Source organism: Mycobacterium sp. IEC1808, from assembly GCF_002101935.1.
GTDB lineage: Bacteria > Actinomycetota > Actinomycetes > Mycobacteriales > Mycobacteriaceae > Mycobacterium.
The window spans coordinates 43,975-67,657 of the sequence record NZ_LQPV01000031.1 but is presented as its reverse complement, the minus strand read 5'-3'; the positions used below and the strand labels follow the sequence as shown (position 1 = coordinate 67,657).

Sequence of the window (23,683 nt, the reverse complement as noted above, 5' to 3'; positions counted from 1 at the left end):
TTACAGGCTCGGCGAACCGGTCGCATCTCGAGGTTGGACAATACGGAAGTTTGCGTCTTGTGTCTAGACAAAAACCGCTATTTTGTAAACCACGAAGATCAGCCGGGCGGGCCCGCCTCCGCCGGGGCCACCGAGGCGAGCTCCCCGGATTGCCGGCGCCCCTGAACGGAGTGCCGGTACCCGTAGCCCACGTATATCGCCGTGCCCACCACCAGCCAGACGCCGAACCGCACCCAGGTCAGGGCGCTGAGGTTCAGCATCAGCCACGCGCAGGCGACGATCGACGCGATGGGCAGCAGCGGCACCCACGGCGCCCGGAAGCCCCGCTCCAGGTCCGGACGGGTGCGCCGCAGGACCATGACGCCCGCCGACACCAGGACGAACGCGAACAGCGTGCCGACGTTGACCATCTCCTCGAGCTTGGCGATCGGAAAGACCGAGGCCGTCGCCGCGATCACGACGGCGACCAGCACGGTGATCCGGACCGGGGTCCCGCGCGCGCCGGTCTTGGCCAGCGACCGCGGCAGCAGCCCGTCGCGCGCCATCGCGAACAGCACCCGGCACTGTCCGAGCACCAGCACCATCACCACCGTGGTCAACCCGGCCAGCGCGCCGACGGCGATGATCTTGCTGGCCCAGTCGATCCCGTTGGCCGCGAAGGCCGTGGCGAGGTTGGCCGGCTTGTGGCCGGGCACGGTCTTGAGCTCGGTGTAGGAGACCATGCCGGACAGCACGACCGACACCGCGACGTAGAGGACGGTCACGATCGCCAGCGACGCAAGGATGCCCCTGGGCACGTCGCGCTGCGGCTTCTTGGTTTCCTCGGCCATGGTGGCCACGATGTCGAATCCGATGAACGCGAAGAACACGATCGAGGCCCCCGCCAGCACGCCGTAGAGGCCGTAGTGGCTGCTGTGCGCCCCGGTCAGCAGCGAGAGCACGGACTGGTTGATGCCCGACGACTCGTGCCCGGCCTCCGGCTTCGGGATGAACGGCGAGTAGTTGGAGCCCTTGATGTAGAAGACCCCGACCAGCACGACGAAAATCACCACCGACACCTTGATGCCGGTGACCAGGGCGGAGAATCGGGACGACAGCTTGGTGCCCAGGCCGACCAGGGTCGCGACCACCGCGACGATCAGCAGGGCGCCCCAGTCGAGGTTGACCGATCCGAGTTGGACTGTGCCACCGGCGAATCCGAACACGTTACCCAGGTAGCTCGACCAGCCCTTGGACACCACGGCGGCCCCGATCGCCAACTCCAGCACCAGGTTCCAGCCGATGATCCAGGCCAGGAACTCACCGAAGGTGGCATAGGAGAACGTGTAGGCGCTGCCCGCCACCGGCAGGGTCGAGGCGAATTCGGCGTAGCACAGGGCCGCCAGCGCGCAGGTGACCGCGGCGATCACGAACGAGATCCAGATGGCCGGTCCGGTGATGTCACCGGTGGTCGACGCGGTGACCGTGAAGATGCCGGCGCCGATCACCACCGCGACGCCGAACACGACCAGGTCCCACCAGGTCAACTCCCTGCGCAGCCGGGTCTCCGGCTCGTCGGTGTCGGCGATCGATTGCTCGACCGATTTCGTGCGCCATCGATTTGCCATTCGTCCGCCTTCTGGGCTTGCTGGGACCTGCTGGGGCCCTTGGACCGCACAGTACTGGGTAGTCTGCGGGCATAGCGGAGAGCGGGGGAAACATGCGCGACCATGCCGTGGTCATCGGGGGGAGCATCGCCGGGCTGTGCGCCGCGCGGGTGCTGTCGGACTTCTACGCGCGGGTAAGCGTGTACGAGCGCGACGAGTTGCCGAGCGCGCCGGCGAACCGCGCGACGGTCCCCCAGGACCGGCACCTGCACATGCTGATGGCGCGCGGCGCGGCGGAGTTCGAGGACCTGTTCCCCGGCCTGCTCGACGACATGGTCGACGCGGGCGTGCCCATCCTGGAGAACCGGCCGGATTGCATTCACCTGGGCGCCGCGGGCCACGTCCTGGGAACGGGGCACACGCTGCGCGACGAGTTCACCGCCTACGTGCCCAGCCGCCCACACCTGGAGTGGCAGGTGCGCCGGCGCGTCCAGGACATCGAGAACGTCGAGATCATCCGCCGCTCGGTGGCCGAGCCGCGGTTCGACCGCGCGCACCAGCGCGTGACCGGCGTGCTGCTCGACCCACAGGGGGACGCGGAGCCGGAGTTCGTGCCGGCCGATCTCGTCGTCGACGCCGCCGGCCGGGGCACCCGCCTGCCGGTGTGGTTGGAGCAGTGGGGATTCGAGCGCCCGGTCGAGGCCACCATCGACATCGGCATCAACTACGCCACCCAGCAGTTCCGGATGCCGGAGGGCCTGATCGCCGAGAAGGTGGTGGTGGCCGGGGCGTCCCACGACGAGTCGCTGGGTCTGGGCATGCTGCACTATGAGGACCGGGTTTGGGTGCTGACCACGTTCGGGGTGGCGGGCGCCAAGCCGCCCGCGACGTTCCCGGAGATGCTGGCGCTGGCCGGCAAGCTGCTGCCCGCGCACTTCAATTCCGCTCTGGCGCAGGCCGAACCCGTCGGCGAGCCGGCGTATCACGCGTTTCCGGCCAGCCGGTGGCGCCGCTACCACAGGCTGGACCGCTTCCCGGACGGCATCGTCCCGCTCGGTGACGCCGTCGCGAGCTTCAACCCGACCTTCGGGCAGGGCATGACGATGACGGTGCTGCAGGCCGGTCATCTGCGCCGGGCACTGCAATCGAATGACCTTGCCCGCGAACTGAATCGGGCCACCGCCCGGACGACCTACCCGGTATGGATGATGAACGCGATCGGCGACATCACCTTCCACCACGCCCGGCCCAAAGGGCGGGTGCCCTGGTGGTGGCGGCCGTCCGGCGCGCTGTTCGACCAGTTCCTCGGGGCGGCCGAGACGGATCCCGTTCTGGCCGAATGGTTTTTGCGCCGGTTCTCGCTGCTGGACAGCCTGTACATGGTCCCGCCCCCGCGGATCGTGGGCCGCGCCATGGCGCACAACATGCGGCTGTGGCTGCGCGAGCGCCGGGAAGCCCGGCAGCGCCCGCTCACAGCCCTACGGTCGCCCTGAACAGTTTGGAGGGCTCGCGCGCGACGAGGCGGATCGGTCCGTCGTCGGCTGCCACCCAGGCCGCCATTCCGCGCTCCAGCGTGAGCGATCCGGACTTCGCGTGCACCGTCGTGCAGCCCTGGGTGCTCAGCAGGATCTGCGGGCCCTCGTGCGCGCAGCCCGCGTCGACCTCGTGGCCGAGGTACTCGCCGTCGAGTCCCAGCAGCGCGACGGCGAACTCGTCGGTCGGCGTCTGGTAGATCTGGCCGAACCCCTCGCGGCGGATGGGCGGGCGCAGCTGCGCCTCGGTGGTGGGCGTGAAGTCCAGCACCCGCAGCAGCTCGGGCACGTCGACGTGCTTGGGGGTGAGCCCGCCGCGTAACACGTTGTCGGAGTTGGCCATCACCTCGACGGCGAAGCCGCGCAGATAGGTGTGCAGGTTGCCGGCCGACACGAAGATGGCCTCCCCCGGGGCCAGGGTGATCCGGTTGAGCAACAACGCCGCCAGCACACCGGCGTCACCGGGATAGCGTTCGCCCAGTTCCAGCACCGTCTTGGCCTCGGCCGCGAATTCCGTTGCCCCGGAACTGACGTACTGGATCGCGCCGTCCAGCACGGCGGGCACCAGCACGTCGATGTCGGGCTGCGGAGCGGTGATCCAGGTGGTGAACAGCGCGCGCAGGCCGTCGGCGTCGGACTGGTCGTTCAGCAGGTCGATGTACGGGTCGAGGTCGGAGACGTTCAGCGCGCGGAGCAGCTCGACGGTCCGCGACGCCTGGCGAAACCCTGCCAGCGCCTCGAACGACTGCAGCGCCACCAACAGCTCCGGTTTGTGGGAAGTGTCGCGGTAGTTGCGGACCGGCGAGTTGACCGGGATGCCCAGGCGCTCCTCGCGCAGGTACCCCTCGACCGCCTGCTCCGTGCTCGGGTGCGCCTGCAGCGACAGCGGCTCGTCGGCGGCGAGCACCTTCACCAGGAACGGCAACACGTCCCCGAACCGGGCGCGCGACCCCGGGCCGAGCTGTCCCTCCGGGTCGGCGACGACGGCCTCCAGCAACGACACCTCGCCCTTGTCGGTCTCCAGCCAGGCCGGGTCGCCGGGATGGGCCCCGAACCACAGCTCGGCCTCCGGATGAGCCGCCGGAACCGCCCGCCCGGTGAATTCCGCCAGGGCGGTGCGCGATCCCCAGGCGTACGTCCTCAAGGCCCCGCGAAGCAGTTCCACTTGTCTATTTATCCCCGCACCAGTCGCATGTAAACCGCGGCCATCTCCAGCCGAACGGCCAATACTGCCAGTTGCTGCTCGGCGCTGACGGCGCCCCCCAACGCCGGCGCAACCGTGGAGCCGGCCGAGCCACCCGGCCCGTCCGGCACGTCCTCGGCGGCCAGCAAGTACACGTTTTCCAGGCCCGCGGTCCGCGCGGCCACCACCGTCTGCTCGTCGCGCAGCGTCAGGGCCAGCACCCGAAGCCGGTCGGGCCGGGGCCCGTCGATCTCCTCATCGTGAAACAGGTCCTCGACCGAGGACGCGGCGCCCCCGGGGCCATCGGTCGCCGTCCGCAACGCCACCACCGCGTCAGCCAGCCCGGTGGCGGCGACGACCTCGTGGGCGAGCCGCAGCAGCACCGAACTGCCGTGCCGGGCCAGCGCCAGCGTCGCGGCGCAGTCGCCGGCCAGCACCGCCCGGCGACCGACCAGCCGCTCGGCGATGTGCTTGGCCGGGTTGGTGAACAGCTCGCGGCCGGCGCTGTTGCGCAGCGCCTCGGCGTCCAACTCGTCGGCCAGCGGCCCCAGCTCGACACCGGGTCGCGGGTCGACGGCTTGCAGCACGGCCAGTCCGGCGGCCAGGTATCGGCACAGGCCGAACTCGGCGGGTACCCGGACCCGCGGTTCGAGGACCGCGGCCCGCCCCGCCGTCGAGTCGCGCAGCGGACCCTCGTACGGCGCCGCGACGACGACGCGCGAGCCCCGGCGCACCCCGGTCGCGGCGGCGCTCACCAGCGCGGGATCGCCGGGGTCGTCGCCGGCGACGATCAGCACGTCCAGCGGGCCGACCCACGGCGGCGCCTCGCCGACGACCGTGATCGGCTGGGAGGCCGCCCCGCCCAGCGTCGCGGCGAGCAGCGCCCCGGCCGTCTCGGCGGTCCCGCGGCTCGCCACCCAGATCACGCTGCGCGCGCGGTCGTCGGTCCGCAGCGCGTCCAGCGCGCCCTCGTCGGCCGCGGCGCCGATCGCGCGCACCTGCGCGCCGGCCGACGACGCCGCCCGCAGCAGACCCTGCCGGTCGGCTTCCAGCAGGCCGTCGGTGTCTTCCAGGTCGATCGCCCGGGTGGTGCTCACGGGGCGGCCTCTTGGGCCGCGATCTGGGTGCTGATCGCGGCGACCAGCGCGTCGACGTCGTCGACAGTGCGGCCCTCCACGTTGAGCCGCAACAGCGGCTCGGTGTTGGAGCTGCGCAGGTTGAACCAGCTGCCGTCGCCCAAGTCGACCGTCACCCCGTCCAGATGATCGATGGACTGAATCCGGGTGCCGAACGACTTCAGCACCGCGTCCACACAATACGACGCGTCGGCGACCTTGAAGTTGATCTCGCCGGACGATTCGTAGCGCTGGTAGTCGGCGGTCAGTTCCGAGAGCGGCCGGTCCTGTTCGCCGAGGGCGGCCAGCACGTAGAGCGCCGCCAGCATCCCCGAGTCCGCGCCCCAGAAGTCGCGGAAGTAGTAGTGCGCGGAATGCTCACCCCCGAAGATCGCGCCGGTGTCGGCCATCAGCCCCTTGATATAGGAGTGGCCGACCCGCGAGCGCAGCGGAGTGCCGCCGCGCTCGGTGACCAGCTCGGGCACCGCCCGCGAGGTGATCACGTTGTGGATGATCGTGGCGCCGATCTCGCGGCCCAGCTCGCGCGCGGCCACCAAACTCGTCACCGTCGACGGCGAGACCACGTGGCCGCCCTCGTCGACCACGAAGCAGCGGTCGGCGTCGCCGTCGAAGGCCAGCCCGATATCGGCCCCGCTGTCGCGGACGAACTTCTGCAGGTCCACCAGGTTGGCCGGGTCCAGCGGGTTGGCCTCGTGATTGGGGAACGAGCCGTCGAGTTCGAAGTACAACGGCAACACGGTGATCGAGTCGATCGGTCCGAGGACCGCCGGGGCGGTGTGGCCGGCCATGCCGTTGCCGGCGTCCACCGCCACCCGCAGCGGGCGCAGCCCGGCGGTGTTCACCAGCGAACGCAGGAACGTCCCGTAGTCCGCGAGCACGTCCTGATCGGTGACCGTTCCGGGCGGCCCGTCGTACGCCGCGACCCCGGCGATCAGGTCCTCGGTGATGACGCCCAGCCCGGTGTCGGCGCCCACCGGTTTGGCGCCGGCGCGGCACAGCTTGACGCCGTTATAGGCCGCCGGGTTGTGGCTCGCGGTGAACATCGCGCCGGGGCAGTCCAACAACCCCGAGGCGAAATAGAGCTGGTCGGTGGACGCCAGGCCGATCCGCACCACGTCCAGTCCCTGGCTGCGCACCCCGTCCGCGAACGCGGCGGCCAGCGCCGGCGAACTGTCCCGCATGTCGTGGCCGATCGCCACCCGCCCGGCACCCTCGCCGCGCATCAGCCTGGCGAACGCCGCGCCCAGGTCGGTGACGAGCGACTCGTCGAGCTCCTCGCCGACCAGCCCGCGCACGTCGTACGCCTTGACGACCCGGTGAACGGTCGCAGCGGACCGGGGCATGCGAAACTCCTGACGCTCCTGACTGTGGACTCTTGGCGCCAGCCTATCGGCCCGAGGAAAAGCTGTGGCGCGTTAGACCTGGGTGGACCGGCCTAGTCCCGGCCTAGTCTGAGGGGTCGGGCAACACCCGCAGATGCCCGCGGCGCCGACCGGAACGATGCTCGGGAGGCGCGAGCAGCCCGCTGCTCGGCGCGGTGGCATGGGCCCCCGCGTGCTGGATGTGCGGATCGGCAAACCCGTTGACCGGCGTGGCCCCGTAGGGCACGGCCGCGTCGCCCGGGCGGCCCTCACGCACCGCGTCGGCCAGGGCGACCAGGTCGTCCTCGTCGGGATGGACGGGCTCGGCGAGCAGCGGTCCGGCATGGCGCACCAGCTCCCAGCCGCGGGGAGCGGTGATCCGGCCGGCATGGCCGACGCACAGGTCCCAGGAGTGCGGTTCCCGCGCGGTGGCCAACGGGCCCACCACTGCCGTCGAGTCCGAGTAGACGAACGTCAAGGTCGCCACGGCATAGTGCGGACACCCGGGCCGGCAACAGCGACGGGGAACGTTCACGACCGAAAGGCTATCGTGCGCAAACGCCACGGAAGCGCCGGACACGCGCATCCGCCGGACCCGCGATTCCCAACCGTTACCATCGGCCCGATGAGTGATTCCCGCGGCTCCCCGCAAAGCGATCGGTCGCGGCGTCGTTCGGCTTCCTACCGTGCGACGCGCCGGGGCCGCGACATGCGCGGCCCGTTGCTGCCGCCGACGGTGCCGGGGTGGCGCAGTCGGGCCGAGCGGTTCGACATGGCGGTGCTGGAGGCCTACGAACCGATCGAGCGGCGCTGGCAAGAGCGGGTGTCCGAGCTCGACGTGGCGGTCGACGAAATCCCGCGCATCGCAGCCAAGGACCCCGACAGCGTGCAGTGGCCGCCCGAGGTGATCGCCGACGGGCCGATCGCGCTCGCCCGCCTGATTCCGGCCGGCGTCGACGTCCGAGGCAACTCCACGCGGGCACGAATTGTCTTGTTCCGCAAGCCGATTGAGAGGCGGGCCAAGGACACGGAAGAACTTGGCGAGTTGCTGCACGAAATCCTCGTGGCCCAGGTCGCCATCTACTTGGACGTCGAGCCCTCGGTCATCGACCCCACGATCGACGACGAATGAGGTTGCGCGGGCGTCAGATGATGCCGCGCTTGAGGCGGCGGCGCTCGCGCTCCGAGAGGCCGCCCCAGATGCCGAAGCGCTCGTCATGGGCCAGGGCGTACTCGAGGCACTCGTGGCGCACCTCGCAGCCGAGGCAGATCTTCTTGGCCTCGCGGGTCGAGCCGCCCTTCTCCGGGAAGAAGGCTTCGGGATCGGTCTGCGCGCACAGCGCGCGGTCCTGCCACTGATCCGGCGTCGGCAGCGGCTCGGGCTCGGGCTCGAAAGCGACTGGGGCATCGGGAACCACAGTCAGATGCGGGCGGACGGATGCCGCCGGCAACGAGCCGATGGTGTTGTGCGGTGTGCTTGTCATGACGCCCCGAAGGTGCTCATAAGACATGCTTCGTCCGCCTCCTCAGGTTTGATTTGAGAGAGTGAGTGAGTTCCCACTGTTCTGATGTACAGACAATTCGAACATGTGATCGAATCTCGGTCTGCGACACCGGAATCGGCCGGCCAACCGGGAAATGACACTGATGTGATTAGACACTCGTTAACCTGCCTGGTCAAGCGTAATGGCGAATTTCCATATCATCTCGTGACCAAATTCCGGCGTTTCCGTTGTTTTGCGCGTTCCGGCGTGTCGATCACAGTCCCGACACGGGCAGTACTGTCGAGCCCTGTGAAGGTCAAGTGAAGGTCACCGTTCTGGTCGGTGGGGTTGGCGGCGCCCGGTTCCTGCTGGGTGTTCAACAGCTGCTCGGGCTGGGTCAGTTTTCGCAACAGGGCCAAGCCGCCAACGAACACGAACTGACCGCGGTCGTCAACATCGGCGACGATGCGTGGATCCACGGGGTGCGCGTCTGTCCGGATTTGGACACCTGCATGTACACCTTAGGTGGAGGTGTCGACCCGGAGCGAGGGTGGGGTCATCGCGACGAAACCTGGCACGCCAAAGAGGAATTGGCGCGCTACGGCGTGCAGCCGGACTGGTTCGGACTCGGCGACCGCGACCTGGGCACCCACCTGGTGCGCACCCAGATGCTGAACGCGGGCTACCCGCTGTCGCAGATCACCACCGCGCTGTGCGACCGCTGGCAACCGGGCGCGCGGTTGCTGCCGGCGAGCGACGACCGCTGCGAGACGCACGTGGTCATCACCGATCCCGCCGACGACAGCCGCCGCGCCATTCACTTCCAGGAGTGGTGGGTGCGCTACCGGGCCCGGGTGCCCACGCACAGCTTCGCGTTCGTCGGCGCCGAAAAAGCCAGCGCCACAGCCGAAGCGGTGGCGGCCATCGGCGAAGCCGACGTGATCCTGCTGGCGCCGTCCAACCCGGTGGTCAGCGTCGGCGCCATCCTGGCGGTCCCCGGCATTCGCGGGGCGCTGCGCGCGGCCAAGGCCCCGGTCGTCGGCTACTCCCCGATCATCGGCGGAAAGCCGTTGCGCGGCATGGCCGATGCGTGTCTCTCGGTGATCGGGGTCGAGTCCACCGCGGAGGCGGTCGGCCGGCATTTCGGGGCACGACGCGCCACCGGGATCCTGGATTGCTGGCTGATCCACGAGGGCGATGGGGCCGACATCGAGGGGGTGGCGGTGCGCGCGGTGCCGCTCATCATGCGCGACCCCAAGGCGACGGCCGAGATGGTCGCCGCGGGGCTGGAGCTCGCGGGCGTGACGGCGTGACCGACCCTTCGACCGAGCACGGCACCGGCTCGGCGATCGAGATCATTCCCGTCACCGGGCTCCCTGAGTTCCGGCCCGGCGACGACCTCGCCGCCGCCGTCGCCGCGGCCGCCCCCTGGCTGCGCGACGGCGACGTCGTGGTGGTGACCAGCAAGGTGGTGTCCAAGTGCGAGGGGCGCCTGGTGCCCGCCCCGCGGGATGCCGAGGAGCGCGACCGGCTGCGCCGCAAGCTGGTCGACGACGAGGCGGTGCGCGTGCTGGCACGCAAGGGCCAGACCCTGATCACCGAGAACCGGCTCGGCCTCGTCCAGGCGGCCGCCGGGGTGGACGGCTCCAACGTCGACCACGACGAGCTGGCGCTGCTGCCGGTCGACCCCGACGCCAGCGCCGCAGCGCTGCGCTCCGCCCTGCGCGAGCGGCTCGACGTCCGCGTGGCCGTGGTCATCACCGACACGATGGGCCGCGCCTGGCGCAACGGTCAGACCGACGCGGCCATCGGCGCGGCGGGTCTTCGTGTGCTGCACAGCTATTCGGGGGCCGTCGACCAGCACGGCAACGAGCTGCTCGTCACCGAGATCGCCGTCGCCGACGAGGTCGCGGCCGCCGCCGATCTGGTCAAGGGCAAGCTCACCGCGATGCCGGTGGCCGTGGTGCGCGGCCTGCCGGTGACCGACGATGGCTCCACCGCGCGGCAGCTGCTGCGGCCCGGCGAGGAGGACCTGTTCTGGCTCGGCACCGCCGAAGCCCTCGACCAGGGCCGCCGGGAGGCGCAACTGCTGCGCCGGTCGGTGCGCCGGTTCAGCGCCGAGCCGGTGCCGCCCGAGCTGATCGAGGCCGCCGTCGCCGAGGCGCTCACCGCGCCGGCCCCCCACCACACCCGGCCCGTCCGGTTCGTATGGCTGCGCACCGCGGGCACCCGCACCCGGCTGCTGGACCGGATGAAGGACAAGTGGCGCGCGGACCTGGCCGGCGACGGCCGGCCCGCCGACTCGGTCGAGCGGCGGGTGGCGCGCGGCCAGATCCTCTACGACGCGCCGGAGGTCGTCATCCCGTTCCTGGTCCCCGAGGGCGCCCACGCCTACCCCGACGCCGCCCGCACCGCCGCCGAGCGCACCATGTTCACGGTCGCGGTCGGGGCGGCCGTGCAGGCGCTGCTGGTCGCGCTGGCGGTGCGCGGCGTGGGCAGCTGCTGGATCGGCTCGACGATCTTCGCCGCCGACCTGGTCCGCGCCGAGCTGGAGCTCCCGGCCGACTGGGAGCCGTTGGGCGCCATCGCGATCGGCTACGCCTCCGACGCCGCCGGGGTGCCGCCCGGGCCGCGCGCCGCGCCGGACCCCGGGGATTTGCTCCTCCGCAAGTAATACTGGGCCCATGCATTTCGCGGGCAAGCCGGCTGCGTCGGCCGACAAGGTCCGCGGCGGCTACTACACCCCCGCCCCCGTCGCGCGGTTTCTGGCCCGCTGGGTCCGCGAGGCCGGCCCGCGGATCGTCGAACCGTCCTGCGGCGACGGCGCGATCCTGCGCGAGCTGGCCAGCCTCGGCGGTCGGGTGCGCGGGGTGGAGCTCATCGCCGACGAGGCGGCCAAGGCCCGGCGATTCGGCCCCGTGGACGCCGAGAGCCTGTTCACCTGGCTGGCCGGCGTCGAGGCCGGCGGGTGGGACGGCGTCGCCGGCAATCCGCCCTACATCCGCTTCGGCAACTGGGCATCCGACGAGCGCGACCCGGCGCTGGAGCTGATGCGCCGCCAGGGGCTGCGGCCCAGCCGGCTGACCAACGCCTGGGTCCCGTTCGTCGTCGCCGCCACGGTCCTGGTGCGCGACGGCGGGCGGGTGGGCCTGGTGCTGCCCGCAGAGCTGCTGCAGGTCGGCTACGCCGCGCAGCTGCGTGAGTTTCTGCTCGGCCGGTTTTCCGAGATCACGTTGGTGACGTTCGAGCGGTTGGTGTTCGACGGCGTCCTGCAGGAGGTCGTCTTGTTCTGCGGCGTGGCCGGGCGGGGCCCGGCGCGCATGCGCACGGTCCACCTGGCCGACGCCGCCGCGCTGGCGCACGCCGACCTCGACACCGACTGGGCGCCCGCGCTGCTGCACGAGAACGAGAAGTGGACCAAGTACTTCCTGGACCCCGCCGCGATCGAGTTGTTGCGCGCGCTCAAGGCGTCGCCGGCCATGACCCGGCTCGGGTCGCTCGCCGACGTGGACGTCGGGATCGTGACGGGCCGCAACAGCTTCTTCACCTTCACCGACGAGCGGGCCCGCGAACTGGCGCTGACGCCGCACTGTGTCCCGCTCGTCTCGCGTAGCGCGCAGTTGACCGGGCTGGTATACGACAGTGACTGCCGCGCAACCGATCTCGCCGCCGGACACCGGACCTGGCTGCTCGACGCGCCGCCCGAGCCGGCCGACGCCGCGCTGCTCGCGCACGTGCGGGCCGGCGAGGCCGCCGGCGTGCACCGCGGCTACAAGTGCTCGATCCGCACCCCGTGGTGGATCACCCCGTCGCTGTGGATGCCCGACCTGTTCCTGCTGCGCCAGATTCACCGGGCGCCACGGCTGACCGTCAACGCCGCCGCGGCGACGAGCACCGACACCGTGCACCGGGTCCGGCTGGTGCCCGGTGTCGACGCGAGCTCGCTGGCCGCGGTGTTTCACAACAGCGTGACGTTCGCGTTCGCCGAGATCGTGGGCCGCAGCTACGGTGGGGGCATCTTGGAGCTGGAACCGAGGGAAGCCGAGCAGCTGCCCATTCCCCCACCCGCGTATGCCGGAGCCGACCTCGCCTGCGACGTCGACCTGTTGTTGAAGGCGGGCGAGGTCGACAAGGCGCTCGACGTCGTCGACCGCCAGGTGCTGATCGACGGGCTCGGCCTGTCCCCCGACGTCGCGACACAGTGCCGCGCGGCCTGGGCCTCGCTGCGGGATCGCCGAACCGGGCGGGCCCGTTGAGCCTTCGCGAGTCGGCGATCTCAATCCTCGGCGACTGGCGCGCCCCCGACCCGGCGCAGGACTCGCTGCGGCACGCGGTGCTGGCCTTCGTGCACGGCCGCCCCGACGCCTGCCGCCGGGAGTGCGCCGCGGGCCACGTCACCGCGTCCGCGCTGGTGCTCGACCACACCGGCGCGCAGGTGCTGCTGACCCTGCACCCGCGGTTGGGCCGCTGGGTACAACTCGGCGGGCACTGCGACGAGGACGACGCCGACGTCGTCGCCGCCGCGCTGCGCGAGGCCACGGAGGAATCCGGGATCGACGGCCTGCGCATCGAGCCCGAGCTGGCCGCCGTGCACGTGCACCCGGTCACCTGCTCGCTGGGCGTGCCGACCCGCCACCTCGACCTGCAATTCGTCGCGCACGCGCCGGCCGCCGCGCAGATCGCGATCAGCGACGAGTCGGACGATTTGCGGTGGTGGCCCGCCGACGCGCTGCCGGACGGCACCGATCACGCGCTCGCGTATTTGGTCTCGCGAGCGTCGCGCTAGCGTGGCCGCCGGCGTCGAGCGCCACGCTGGCGTGACGCTCGGCGCAAACAGCGCCCTCAGACGTCGGACGAGTAGCGGATCCCGCCGTCGGGAATAGCGACGCCGGGCCACACCCGCGCGCCGCGCAGCAACTCGCAGCGGGCGCCGATGTCGGCGCCGTCGCCGATCACCCCGTCGCGGATCAGCGCACGCGGGCCGATGCGGACGCCGAAGCCCAGGATCGAGCGCTCGATCACGCTGCCCGCCTCCACCTTGACCCCATCGAAGATCACCGCGCCGTCCAGCCGGACACCGGGGCCGATCTCGGCGCCGCGCCCGACGACCGTGCCGCCGATCAGCACCGCACCGGGGGACACTGCCGCGCCGTCATGCACCAGCTGCTCGCCGCGGTGGCCGCGCAGGGCCGGCGACGGCGCGATCCCGCGGACCAGGTCGGCCGAGCCGCGCACGAAGTCCTCCGGGGTGCCCATGTCCCGCCAATAAGTGGCGTCGACGTAGCCGCACACCTTGACTCCCGCGTCGGACAGCAGCGCCGGGAACACCTCGCGTTCGACCGAAACCTGGCGGCCGCGCGGGATCCGGTCGATGATGGCGCGCTTGAAGACATACGTTCCGGCGTTGATCTGGTCGGTCGGCGGGTCCTGCGTCTTTTCGAGGAAGGCGACGACGCGGTTGTGCTCGTCGGTGGTCACGCAGCCGAACGCCCGCGGATCGCCCACCCGCACCAGGTGCAGCGTGACGTCGGCCTCGTTGGTCTGGTGGAAGTCCAGCAGCTGGCCCAGATCGGCGCCGGACAGCACGTCGCCGTTGAACACCATGACGGTGTCGTTGCGCAGGTGGTCGGCGACGTTGCCGATGCCGCCGCCCGTTCCCAGCGGCTGCTCCTCGGTGACGTATTCCAGCTGCAGACCCAGTTTGGAGCCGTCGCCGAACTCGGCCTCGAAGACCTGGGCCTGATACGACGTGCTCAGGATGACGTGCTCGATGCCGGCCGCGGCGATCCGCGACAGCAGGTGGTTCAGAAACGGCAACCCGGCGGTGGGCAGCATGGGCTTGGGCGCGGACAGCGTCAGCGGGCGCAGCCGGGTGCCCTTGCCGCCGACCAGCACCACCGCATCGACCTGAGATGTTCCCATTTCAGCGCCGCCCTTCCACCACATTCCGTCTACTCAGGCGCCGCGCACTGCGCACCATCAGCCGCGAACGCACCACCAGCGAAACCCGCAGCGTCCAGCGCAGTGGCGCCCGCCACCATCCAGGATGCCGATCGGCAAGGAACATGTAGGTGCTTTTGTGATGAGCGGCCAGGTGGAGTCCCGGGTCGTGGCCGGTGGAGTGGCCCTTGTCGTGCAGCACTTCGGCCGTCGGCACATAGACGTTCAGCCAGCCGGCCTTGCCCAGCCGGTCACCGAGGTCGACGTCCTCCATGTACATGAAGTAGCGCTCGTCGAACCCGCCGACCTGGTCGAAGGCCGACCGACGCACCAGCAGGCAGGACCCCGAGAGCCAGCCCACCGCCCGCTCGCTGGGCTCCAGCCGTTCCTGGCGATAGGCCGCCGTCCACGGGTTGCGCTTCCAGAACGGGCCGACCACCGCGTGCATGCTCCCGCGGATCAGGCTCGGCAGGTGCCGCGCCGATGGGTACACCGAGCCGTCGGGGTCGCGGATGAGCGGCCCCAGGGCGCCGGCATGCGGCCAGCGGGTGGCGGCGTCCAGCAGGGCGTCGATGCTGCCCGGGCCCCACTGCACGTCGGGGTTGGCCACGATCAACCAGTCCCCGTTCTCGTCGTCGTCCAGCCGCGCGACCGCGCGATTCACCGCAGTCCCGTATCCGAGGTTGGCGCCGGTGTCGATGAGCCGGACGTTCGGGTAGCGCTCGACGGCCTCCTGCGGGGCCCCGTCGGTGGAGCCGTTGTCGGCCAGCAGCACACTGACCGGGCGCTCGGTGGCGATCGACAGGGAGGCCAAAAACCTCTCAAGGTGGGGGCCCGGTGAGTAGGTCACCGTCACGACCGGCAGGACGTCAGTCACGCGTCGAGGGTAACGGTCGATCGCCGGTTGACGCGGCCAGCGCCGCGACAAGCGCAGGGCGCCAGGGCCTTAACGGTGTCAGGCCCGCCGCCGCGGACTCGCGGCTGCCCAGCGCGGAATAGCTCGGGCGCGGCGCCGGGCGCGGGAAGTCGTCGGTCTTGACGGGTCGCACCCGGTCCGGGTCGGCGCCGCATTCACTGAACACCGCGCGGGCCTGCTCGAAGCGCGACACCGCACCCTCGTTGGCGGCGTGCAGGATGGGCCCGGCCACCCGCTCGTCGGCGACCTGCAGCAGCGCGACGGCCAGGTCGGCGACGTACGTCGGCGACCCGACCTGGTCGTCGACGACGTTTACCGGGCCGTCCCCGCCGGCCAGGCGGCGCATGACGGCGACGAAGTCCTTGCCGGTTCCGCCGGTGTAGAGCCAGGCGGTCCTGACCACGACCGCCTCCGGCAGCGCGGACAAGACCTCCTCCTCGCCGGCCAGCTTGCTGCGCGCGTACACGCCGCGCGCGTCGGTCTTGTCGCTGGGCTCATACGGGTGCGGCCCGGTTTCCGGGGGAGGGCCGGTGAACATGTAGTCGGTGGAGACGTGGATCAGCCGGGCGCCGACCTTCGCGCAAGCCCGCGCCAGGTGGCCCGGGCCGGTCGCGTTGACGGCGTAGGCCGCGGCCTCGTCGCTCTCCGCGCCGTCGACGTTGGTGTACGCGGCGCAGTTGACCACCACGTCGCCGGCCCGGATGATCCGTTCCGCCGCGGCGGGGTCGGTGATGTCCCATTGCGACGACGTGAACGCCAGCACGTCGCGGCCCCTGTCGGCGGCCAGCGCCGTCAGAGAAGTGCCCAATTGCCCGCCCCCGCCGCTGATCACAAGCCTTTCCGACATGCGTCGAGTCTGGCATGGCCCGGGCACGCCGCTTTCAGCTACCCGCGAAACGGCTGTGTCACAAGTAATCTGTTGTGATGCCTGTGCAACGTGTGGTTCGTGTGGTTGCCACTGTGCTGGCCGTCGCGGTCGTTTTCGGCACCGGAATCGCCTGGAGCAACGTCCGGTCCTTCGAGGACGGCATCTTCCACATGTCCGCCCCGTCGCTGGGCAAGGGCGGCGACGACGGCGCCATCGACATCCTGCTCGTCGGCCTGGACAGCCGCACGGACGCGCACGGCAACCCGCTGTCGGCCGAGGAGCTCGCGACGCTGCGGGCCGGCGACGAAGAGGCCACCAACACCGACACGATCATCCTGGTCCGGATACCGAACAACGGAAAGTCGGCGACCGCGATCTCGATCCCGCGGGACTCTTACGTCGCGGCCCCGGGGCTGGGCAAGACGAAGATCAACGGCGTCTACGGCCAGACCCGGGAGGCGAAGCGGGCCAGCCTGGTCAAGGCCGGCGCGTCGGCCGCCGAGGCCGAGGCGGCTGGCACCGAGGCCGGCCGCGAGGCCCTCATCAAGACGGTCGCCGACCTGACCGGGGTCACCGTCGACCACTACGCCGAGATCGGGTTGCTGGGCTTCGCGCTGATCACCGACGCGCTCGGCGGCGTCGAGGTCTGCCTCAAAGAGCCGGTGTACGAACCGCTTTCGGGCGCCGACTTCCCGGCCGGCCGGCAGAAGCTCGACGGCCCGCAGGCGCTCAGCTTCGTCCGCCAGCGCCACGACCTGCCGCGCGGCGACCTGGACCGGGTGGTGCGCCAGCAAGCGGTGATGGCCTCGTTGGCCCACCGGGTCATCTCAGGCAAGACGCTGTCCAGTCCTTCCACGCTGGGCCGGTTAGAGGCGGCCGTCCAGCGCTCGATGGTGATCTCCTCGGGATGGGACGTGATGGATTTTCTGCAGCAGCTGCAAAAGCTGGCCGGCGGTAAGGTCGCGTTCGCAACCATCCCGGTGCTCGACGGGGCCGGCTGGAGCGACGACGGGATGCAGAGCGTGGTCCGGGTGGACCCGCACCAGGTGGCCGAGTGGGTGGGCAGCCTGCTGCAAGACCAGGCGCAGGGCAAGACCGAGGAACTGGCCTACACGCCGGCCAAGACCACCGTCGACGTGGTCAACGACACCGACATCAACGGGCTGGCCGCGGCGGTGTCGGATGTGTTGAGCGCCAAAGGATTCGGCGCCGGAACCGTCGGCAACAACGACGGCGGCCACGTGAAGGGCAGCCAGGTGCGCGCCGCCAAGACCGACGACCTGGGCGCGCAGCAGGTCGGCAAGGAGCTGGGCGGGTTGCCCGTCGTCGCCGACCCGGCGCTGCCGGCCGGGTCCGTCAAGGTGGTGCTCGCCAACGACTACACCGGCCCGGGCTCCGGCCTCTCCGGTGGCCCGAGCACCCAGGTGCTGCCCGCGCGGGCGTCCAACGCGGGCGCCACCGGCCCCAACACGCCCCCGCCGTCGCCGATCCTGACCGCCGGCTCCGACAAGCCCGAGTGCATCAACTGAGCACGCTCTCCGGCGCGATCCTGGATCCGATGCTGCGGGCCGACCCGGTCGGCCCGCGGATCACCTACTACGACGATGCGACCGGCGAGCGCATCGAATTGTCCGGTGTGACGCTGGCCAACTGGGCGGCCAAGACCGGCAACCTGTTGCGCGACGAGCTGGGCGCCGGACCGGCCAGCCGGGTCGCGATCCTGCTGCCGGCGCACTGGCAGACGGCGGCGGTGCTGTTCGGGGTGTGGTGGATCGGCGGCGAGGCCGTGCTCGAATCGGGCGCCGCCGCGGATGTGGCGCTGTGCACCGCCGAGCGGCTGGACGAGGCGGACGCTTCGGTGACCGGCGGTGAGGTCGCGGTGCTCTCGCTGGACCCGTTCGGCCGCCCCGCACAGGACCTGCCGATCGGGGTCACCGACTACGCCACCGCCGTCCGCGTGCACGGCGACCAGATCGTCCCCGAGCGCCACCCCGGCCCGGCGCTGGCCGGCCGATCGGTCGAAGAGGTCCTGGCCGATTGCGAAAGATCGGCCGCCGCAAGGGGATTGACGTCCGGCGACCGCGTCCTGTCCACTGCGTTCTGGTCCGGTCCCGACGAACTGGTCGACGGGCTGTTGTCGATCCTGGCGGTCGGCGCATCGCTGGTGCAGGTCACCAACCCCGACCCCGCGGCGCTGCCGCGCCGGATCGCGGCCGAAAAGGTCACCAGGGTCCTATCGACAAGTTAGCTTACCCTGGGCTAAGTTTACGAGGTTAACTCAGCTCGGGTGGGGGCAACGGCTTGGCTGACGGGGGCATCGGCATGCGTACGGCTCGTATCGGCTCCGGCGAGGCGCGCGGCCCATGACGGCGCCCATTTGGATCGCCGCACCGCCGGAGGTGCATTCGGCCGCACTCAGCACCGGCCCCGGTCCGGCGTCGCTGCTGGCGGCCGCGGCGTCGTGGAACGCCTTGAGCGCCGAATACGCTTCTGCAGCAGCGGAACTCACCGCGGTGCTGGCCGATGTGCGGGCCGGGCTCTGGGACGGGCCGAGCGCGGAGTCGTTCGAGGCCGCCCACGCGCCGTATCTGGCGTGGTTGATGCAGGCCAGCGCCGACAGCGCCGCGACGTCGGCCCAGCACGAGGCCGCGGCCGCCGCCTACACGGCCGCGCTGGCGGCCATGCCGACGCTGGCCGAGCTCGCCGCCAACCACATCGTCCACGGGGTGTTGGTGGCCACCAATTTCTTCGGGCTCAACACCATTCCGATCGCGCTCAACGAAGCCGACTACGTGCGAATGTGGATCCAGGCCGCCACAACGATGAGCGTCTATCAAGCGACGTCCAGCGCGGCGGTCGCATCATCGCCACAAACCACCGCCGCGCCGGTGATCGTGAACCCGGTGTCGACGTGGGTCAACTCCGTGGTTAGCGCTATCAATACCGTCGAGCAACTCGGCCAGGACGCGTCCACGCTGAACCTGTTCGACCTGCAATCGGCGTTGCTGAACGCGATCCAGAACTTCAGCGTCGCGGCCTTCATGGCGGACCCGGTCGGCTACACCCAGCAGACCGTCGAGTCCTTCGTGGGACAGTTCCCCCTGCTGTCGGACCTCTATTTCGGGTTTGGCGGCGACCACGTTTTTGAATTCCTGGCGAACCCGGTGGGGTACGTCGAGAACATCGTCAACAAGTTCGTTTCGGATCCGGTGCTGTATCTGAGTAACCCGTTCCTGCTGTTCCTCAGCCCCGACGATTTCGCTTCCATCGGCTACAGCGCGGTTTCCCCGTTCATCGCGCCCGCCACCCTGGCGGTCGCCCCCGTCGGAGCCCTCGGCGGCTTGGCCGGGCTGGCCCAGGCGACCGACGTGGCCGGTCTGCCCGCGCCGGCCATCGCGCCGGCGTTGGCACCGGTGGCGCACGCGCCCGATTTGTTGCCGGTCGCCGGGGCGGCGCCGACCGCGCTCGGCTCGGCCATCGCCGCCGGCACCGGCCCCGCGCCCGCACCCGCGGCGAGTGCCGTCACCAGTGCGCCGCCGTCGCCGCCGGCCGCGCCGGCGGCGAGTTTCGCGCCGCCTTACGCGGTGGCGCCTCCCGGGATCGACGTCGGTTCGGGGCGTCGCACCGGTGCCAGCTCCAGCGCCAAGAGGACGGCGCCACAACCGGATAGCGCCGCGGCGGCAAGCGCGGCGGCCGCGCGGGCGCGGGCGCGGCGACGCCAGCGCGCGAAGCAGCGCGGGCACGACGACGAGTTCATGGACATGGACGTCGAGGTCGACCCGGACTGGGCGGCGGTGCCGGCTGCCTCGGATCGGGGGGCGGGGGCCCTCGGGTTCGCCGGGACGGTGTCGAAAGGCACCGCCGACCCGACCGGGCTGACGGCGCTTTTCGGCGACGAGTTCGGCGGCGGCCCGACGATGCCGATGCTGCCCAACACCTGGAATCCCGAAGCACCCGGATGACGCCGCACGATTCATATTGATATCGCAATATTCGCATCCCAGTGTTAACGTCGTCTCAAGCATTGACCGACGCTGTTACGACAGGAAGGGTGAGGCGATGGCGGTCTACGGGCTCCTGGCAAAGGCGGCGGGGACGGTGGTCACCGGCCTGGTCGGCGTGACGGCCTACGAGGTGGTGCGCAAGGCCGTGGCGAAGGCGCCGCTGCACGAGACCGCCGTGTCGGCGGCGGAGCTGGGCCTGCGCGGCACCCGCAAGGCCGAGGAGGCCGCCGAGTCGGCGCGCCTGAAGATCGCCGACGTCATGGCCGAGGCCCGCGAGCGCATCGGCGAGGAGGCGCCCACGCCGTCCGTCACCGACGCCCATGAGCACGATCACTGATCGGCCGCCGCAACCCGAAGACCCTGCCCTACAACTCATTTCGGATGCGGCCGGGCGCATGCGGGTCGCGGTCGAGTGGGTGCGCGCCAACTCGCGGCGCGCCGTGGCGGTCGAGGAGGCCGTCGCCAAGGTGCCGGGGGTGCGCGCGGTGCACGCCTACCCGCGCACCGGCTCGGTGGTGGTCTGGTATTCGCCGCGGCGCGCCGACCGCGCCGCGATATTGGACGCGATCATCGGCGCCGGCGGGGTCGCCGCCGAGCTGATCCCGGCACGCGCGCCGCACTCGTCGGAGATCCGCAACACCGACGTGCTGCGCATGGTCATCGGCGGCGCGGCGCTGGGGTTGCTCGGCGTGCGCCGCTACGTGTTCGCGCGGCCACCGCTGCTGGGCCCGAGTGGGCGGCTGTTCGCCACCGGCGTCACCGTCTTCACCGGCTACCCCTTCCTGCGCGGCGCGCTGCGCTCGCTGCGCTCCGGCCGGGCCGGCACCGACGCGCTGGTCTCGGCGGCCACCGTGGCGAGCCTGGTGCTGCGGGAGAACGTCGTGGCCCTCACCGTGCTGTGGCTGCTCAACATCGGCGAGTACCTGCAGGACCTCACGCTGCGCCGGACCCGCCGTGCCATCTCCGAGTTGCTGCGCGGCAACCAGGACACGGCGTGGATCCGCTTGCCGGACGGCGAGATTCAGGTGCCGATCGACAGCGTCGAAATCGGCGACGAGGTGGTGGTGCACGACCACGTCGCGATACCGGTGGACGGCGATGTGATCGACGGCGAGGCGATCGTCGATCAGTCGGCGATCACCGGGGAGAACCTGCCCGTCAGCGTCATCGTCGGCGCTCGCGTGCACGCCGGCTCGGTCGTGGTGCGCGGGCGGCTGGTGGTGCGCGCGGTCGCGGTCGGCAACCAGACCACCATCGGGCGCATCATCGCGCGGGTCGAAGAGGCGCAGCACGACCGGGCGCCGATCCAGACGGTTGGCGAAAACTTCTCCCGCCGTTTCGTTCCCACGTCGTTCATCGTCTCGGCCATCACGCTGGCCGTCACCGGGGACGTCCGCCGGGCGATGACCATGCTGCTGATCGCGTGCCCGTGCGCGGTGGGCCTGGCGACCCCGACCGCGATCAGCGCGGCGATCGGCAACGGCGCGCGCCGGGGCATCCTGATCAAGGGCGGCTCCCATCTGGAGCAGGCGGGCCAGGTCGACGCGATCGTGTTCGACAAGACCGGCACTTTGACGGTAGGCCGCCCGGTGGTCACCAATATCGTTGCGATGCATAAGGATTGGGAGCCCGAGCAGGTGCTGGCCTATGCGGCCAGCTCGGAGATCCACTCCCGCCATCCGCTGGCCGAGGCGGTGATCCGCTCGACCGAGGAACGCCACATCAGCATCCCGCCGCACGAGGAGTGCGAGGTGCTGGTGGGCATGGGCATGCGGACCTGGGCCGACGGGCGGACCCTGCTGCTGGGCAGCCCGTCGCTGCTGCAGTCCGAAAAGGTCAAGGTGTCCAAGAAAGCGAAGGAATGGGTCGACCGGCTGCGCCGCCAGGCGGAGACGCCGTTGCTGCTCGCGGTGGACGGCACCCTGGTGGGGCTGATCAGCCTGCGCGACGAGGTGCGGCCCGAGGCGGCCGAGGTGCTGGCCAAGTTGCGCGCCAACGGGATTCGCCGGATCGTCATGCTCACCGGCGATCATCCCGAGATCGCCGAGGTGGTGGCGGCCGAGCTCGGGATCGACGAGTGGCGCGCCGAGGTGATGCCGGAGGACAAGCTCGAGGTGGTGCGCGAGCTGCAGGGCGACGGCTTCGTGGTGGGCATGGTCGGCGACGGCATCAACGACGCCCCGGCACTGGCCGCCGCCGACATTGGGATCGCGATGGGCCTGGCGGGAACCGACGTCGCCGTCGAGACCGCCGACGTGGCGCTGGCCAACGACGACCTGCATCGCCTGCTCGACGTGCGCGACCTCGGCGCCCGCGCGGTCGACGTGATCCGCGAGAACTACGGCATGTCGATCGCCGTCAACGCCGCCGGGCTGATCATCGGCGCGGGCGGCGCGCTCTCCCCCGTGCTGGCCGCGATCCTGCACAACGCGTCGTCGGTTGCGGTGGTGGCCAACAGCTCCCGGCTGATCCGGTACCGCTTGGACTGAATCCGCAGCCGAACCACGGCGAACCACGTATCTTCTGCTCCAAACGCGCCGAGCATCGGAACTCGCAAAATGACAAGTCTGAGCAGCGATAGCGTCGCCGCCGTCATGGACGTCGCGCTGACGGCGTACGCGTTTGACGGGCTGGAGAGCTTTCGCCGCGGGCTGTTGCCTTGTGTGCGACGTCTGATTCCCGGTGACGTGCATGGTTACAACGAACTGGACCTGGAGACAGGGCAGCTACTCGTGTTCGTCGAGTCCCCGGAGGCGACCTACGCGGGGCTTGTCGAGGCGTTCGGTGCGACCTCGCACCAGCATCCTGGAGTGCAGTTGTGTCAACGCGGCGACTTCCGCGCGCACTTCCTCTCGGACCTGGTGACCGCCGGCGAGTTGCACCGCCTAGAGCTCTACCAGGAGGTCTATCGGCACCTGGGTGTGGAAGACCAGCTTTACTTCAACCTCACCGAGTCAGCAGATTTGGCCACCGTCGCCATCGGGCGATCCCGGCGCAGCTTCACCGGGCGTGACCGCGCGATGGTCGAGCTGCTGGAACCACATTTGCGCCGCGCCTACCTTCAAGCACACCAACGCGATCTGGCCAAGGCCGTCATCGCGGCACAGGAGGCAGGCCTGGAAGAGACTGATACGGCTGTGATCCTTGTCGATGACCGTGGCCACGTGATGCACGCATCGGGTTTGAGCCGACAGCTGCTCGAGGCGTATTGCCCCGGGCGGCACGACATCGACGGCGTTCTGCCCGACTCGTTCGCCAACTGGCTGCAGACCAGCAACCGCGACGTCCTCAACAGCATGTGCCTCACCCGTCCGCAGGGCCGGCTGCGGGTGCGTGCCTTGTCCGGTCGCACCGCCGACGGATGGCGCACCCTACTGCTCGATGAGCTGCCTGCCGACCACCTGCCCTCAGTCGAATCACTACTCGCCCTGGGACTTACGAACCGTCAGGCGGAGGTGCTACGCCTACTTGCCGGCGGGAACAGTACCCAGACGATTGCCGACCAGCTGTACCTCAGCCCCGCCACGATCCGCAAACACCTCGAAAACATCTACACCCGACTCGGGGCGCGATCACGGACCGAAGCCGTTGCACTGGCCATGCGACAGGCGAAGATACGCGCTTTGCCGTATGTCTAGCGGCCTAGCGGCGAAGTAAATTACCGTTCGTCCAC

Annotated in this window: 21 protein-coding genes; 12 read left to right on the top strand and 9 right to left on the bottom strand. The window is 70.5% G+C overall.

What is annotated here, in order from left to right; translation table 11 throughout:
- Positions 1-98 precede the first annotated feature (98 nt).
- Positions 99-1,607 (bottom strand): amino acid permease, encoded by a 1,509-nt coding sequence (locus tag AWB92_RS18450; protein ID WP_085188211.1) that lies wholly within the window; start codon positions 1,605-1,607, stop codon positions 99-101.
- Positions 1,608-1,714: 107 nt separating this feature from the next.
- Here AWB92_RS18450 and AWB92_RS18445 point away from each other — a divergent pair, with 107 nt between their 5' ends.
- Positions 1,715-3,079, top strand: coding sequence for an oxidoreductase (locus tag AWB92_RS18445; protein ID WP_142282166.1), 1,365 nt, complete (start codon positions 1,715-1,717; stop codon positions 3,077-3,079).
- Here the strand turns inward: AWB92_RS18445 and manA are convergent.
- The 4 genes from manA to AWB92_RS18425 form a co-directional block, all read right to left on the bottom strand.
- Positions 3,057-4,283: a mannose-6-phosphate isomerase, class I gene (manA, locus tag AWB92_RS18440; protein ID WP_085188207.1), complete on the bottom strand. Its 1,227-nt coding sequence runs from the start codon at positions 4,281-4,283 to the stop codon at positions 3,057-3,059. The genes AWB92_RS18445 and manA overlap by 23 nt on opposite strands.
- Positions 4,284-4,291: 8 nt before the next feature.
- Positions 4,292-5,398: a TobH protein gene (locus AWB92_RS18435; protein ID WP_085188205.1), complete on the bottom strand. Its 1,107-nt coding sequence runs from the start codon at positions 5,396-5,398 to the stop codon at positions 4,292-4,294.
- Complete coding sequence (locus AWB92_RS18430) at positions 5,395-6,780, bottom strand: phosphomannomutase/phosphoglucomutase (protein ID WP_085188203.1); 1,386 nt, start codon at positions 6,778-6,780, stop codon at positions 5,395-5,397. Before AWB92_RS18430 ends, AWB92_RS18435 begins: the two co-directional genes overlap by 4 nt.
- A gap of 103 nt (positions 6,781-6,883) precedes the next feature.
- A complete protein-coding gene (locus tag AWB92_RS18425; RefSeq protein WP_193791409.1) occupies positions 6,884-7,333 on the bottom strand; it encodes a DUF3499 domain-containing protein in 450 nt (149 codons plus the stop codon).
- A 174-nt stretch (positions 7,334-7,507) separates the two neighbouring features.
- Here AWB92_RS18425 and AWB92_RS18420 point away from each other — a divergent pair, with 174 nt between their 5' ends.
- Positions 7,508-7,930, top strand: a complete 423-nt coding sequence (locus AWB92_RS18420; RefSeq protein ID WP_068100554.1) for a metallopeptidase family protein — start codon at positions 7,508-7,510, stop codon at positions 7,928-7,930.
- 13 nt (positions 7,931-7,943) lie between these two features.
- On the opposite strand, the gene AWB92_RS18415 is transcribed toward AWB92_RS18420, so the two are convergent.
- Positions 7,944-8,282 carry a WhiB family transcriptional regulator gene (locus AWB92_RS18415; RefSeq protein ID WP_068100556.1) on the bottom strand — a complete coding sequence of 113 codons (339 nt, stop codon included), beginning with the start codon at positions 8,280-8,282 and terminating at the stop codon, positions 7,944-7,946.
- Positions 8,283-8,602: 320 nt separating this feature from the next.
- Here AWB92_RS18415 and cofD point away from each other — a divergent pair, with 320 nt between their 5' ends.
- Genes cofD through AWB92_RS18390 form a run of 4 tightly spaced genes read left to right on the top strand, consistent with a single transcriptional unit; the run spans position 8,603 to position 13,068 of the window.
- A complete protein-coding gene (gene cofD, locus AWB92_RS18405) occupies positions 8,603-9,595 on the top strand; it encodes a 2-phospho-L-lactate transferase (protein ID WP_085188198.1) in 993 nt (330 codons plus the stop codon).
- Positions 9,592-10,956, top strand: a complete 1,365-nt coding sequence (locus AWB92_RS18400; protein ID WP_085188196.1) for a coenzyme F420-0:L-glutamate ligase — start codon at positions 9,592-9,594, stop codon at positions 10,954-10,956. Before cofD ends, AWB92_RS18400 begins: the two co-directional genes overlap by 4 nt.
- Positions 10,957-10,966: 10 nt before the next feature.
- Positions 10,967-12,538, top strand: a complete 1,572-nt coding sequence (locus AWB92_RS18395) for a class I SAM-dependent methyltransferase (protein ID WP_085188194.1) — start codon at positions 10,967-10,969, stop codon at positions 12,536-12,538.
- Positions 12,535-13,068 (top strand): NUDIX domain-containing protein, encoded by a 534-nt coding sequence (locus AWB92_RS18390; protein WP_085188325.1) that lies wholly within the window; start codon positions 12,535-12,537, stop codon positions 13,066-13,068. The genes AWB92_RS18395 and AWB92_RS18390 overlap by 4 nt, the downstream gene beginning before the upstream one ends.
- Before the next feature lie 56 nt (positions 13,069-13,124).
- Here AWB92_RS18390 and AWB92_RS18385 read toward each other — a convergent pair whose 3' ends face one another.
- Genes AWB92_RS18385 through rfbD form a run of 3 tightly spaced genes read right to left on the bottom strand, consistent with a single transcriptional unit; the run spans position 13,125 to position 15,985 of the window.
- Positions 13,125-14,204 (bottom strand): NDP-sugar synthase, encoded by a 1,080-nt coding sequence (locus AWB92_RS18385; protein WP_085188192.1) that lies wholly within the window; start codon positions 14,202-14,204, stop codon positions 13,125-13,127.
- A gap of 1 nt (position 14,205) precedes the next feature.
- A complete protein-coding gene (locus AWB92_RS18380; protein WP_085188190.1) occupies positions 14,206-15,099 on the bottom strand; it encodes a glycosyltransferase family 2 protein in 894 nt (297 codons plus the stop codon).
- Entirely contained in the window at positions 15,092-15,985 is an 894-nt protein-coding gene (gene rfbD, locus AWB92_RS18375; protein WP_085188188.1) for a dTDP-4-dehydrorhamnose reductase, read from the bottom strand. The genes AWB92_RS18380 and rfbD overlap by 8 nt, the downstream gene beginning before the upstream one ends.
- Positions 15,986-16,062: 77 nt before the next feature.
- On the opposite strand from rfbD, the gene AWB92_RS18370 reads away from it, so the two are divergent.
- The 6 genes from AWB92_RS18370 (at position 16,063) to AWB92_RS18345 (ending at position 23,648) form a co-directional block, all read left to right on the top strand.
- Positions 16,063-17,535 (top strand): LCP family protein, encoded by a 1,473-nt coding sequence (locus AWB92_RS18370; protein WP_085188186.1) that lies wholly within the window; start codon positions 16,063-16,065, stop codon positions 17,533-17,535.
- A complete protein-coding gene (locus AWB92_RS18365; protein WP_206601301.1) occupies positions 17,523-18,254 on the top strand; it encodes a TIGR03089 family protein in 732 nt (243 codons plus the stop codon). Before AWB92_RS18370 ends, AWB92_RS18365 begins: the two co-directional genes overlap by 13 nt.
- Before the next feature lie 115 nt (positions 18,255-18,369).
- Positions 18,370-19,968 carry a PPE family protein gene (locus AWB92_RS18360; protein WP_085188184.1) on the top strand — a complete coding sequence of 533 codons (1,599 nt, stop codon included), beginning with the start codon at positions 18,370-18,372 and terminating at the stop codon, positions 19,966-19,968.
- Positions 19,969-20,065: 97 nt separating this feature from the next.
- Entirely contained in the window at positions 20,066-20,347 is a 282-nt protein-coding gene (locus tag AWB92_RS18355) for a DUF1490 family protein (protein WP_085188182.1), read from the top strand.
- Complete coding sequence (ctpC, locus tag AWB92_RS18350) at positions 20,331-22,499, top strand: manganese-exporting P-type ATPase CtpC (protein WP_085188180.1); 2,169 nt, start codon at positions 20,331-20,333, stop codon at positions 22,497-22,499. The genes AWB92_RS18355 and ctpC overlap by 17 nt, the downstream gene beginning before the upstream one ends.
- A gap of 105 nt (positions 22,500-22,604) precedes the next feature.
- Complete coding sequence (locus AWB92_RS18345) at positions 22,605-23,648, top strand: LuxR C-terminal-related transcriptional regulator (RefSeq protein WP_158090386.1); 1,044 nt, start codon at positions 22,605-22,607, stop codon at positions 23,646-23,648.
- The last annotated feature ends 35 nt before the right edge of the window (positions 23,649-23,683 follow it).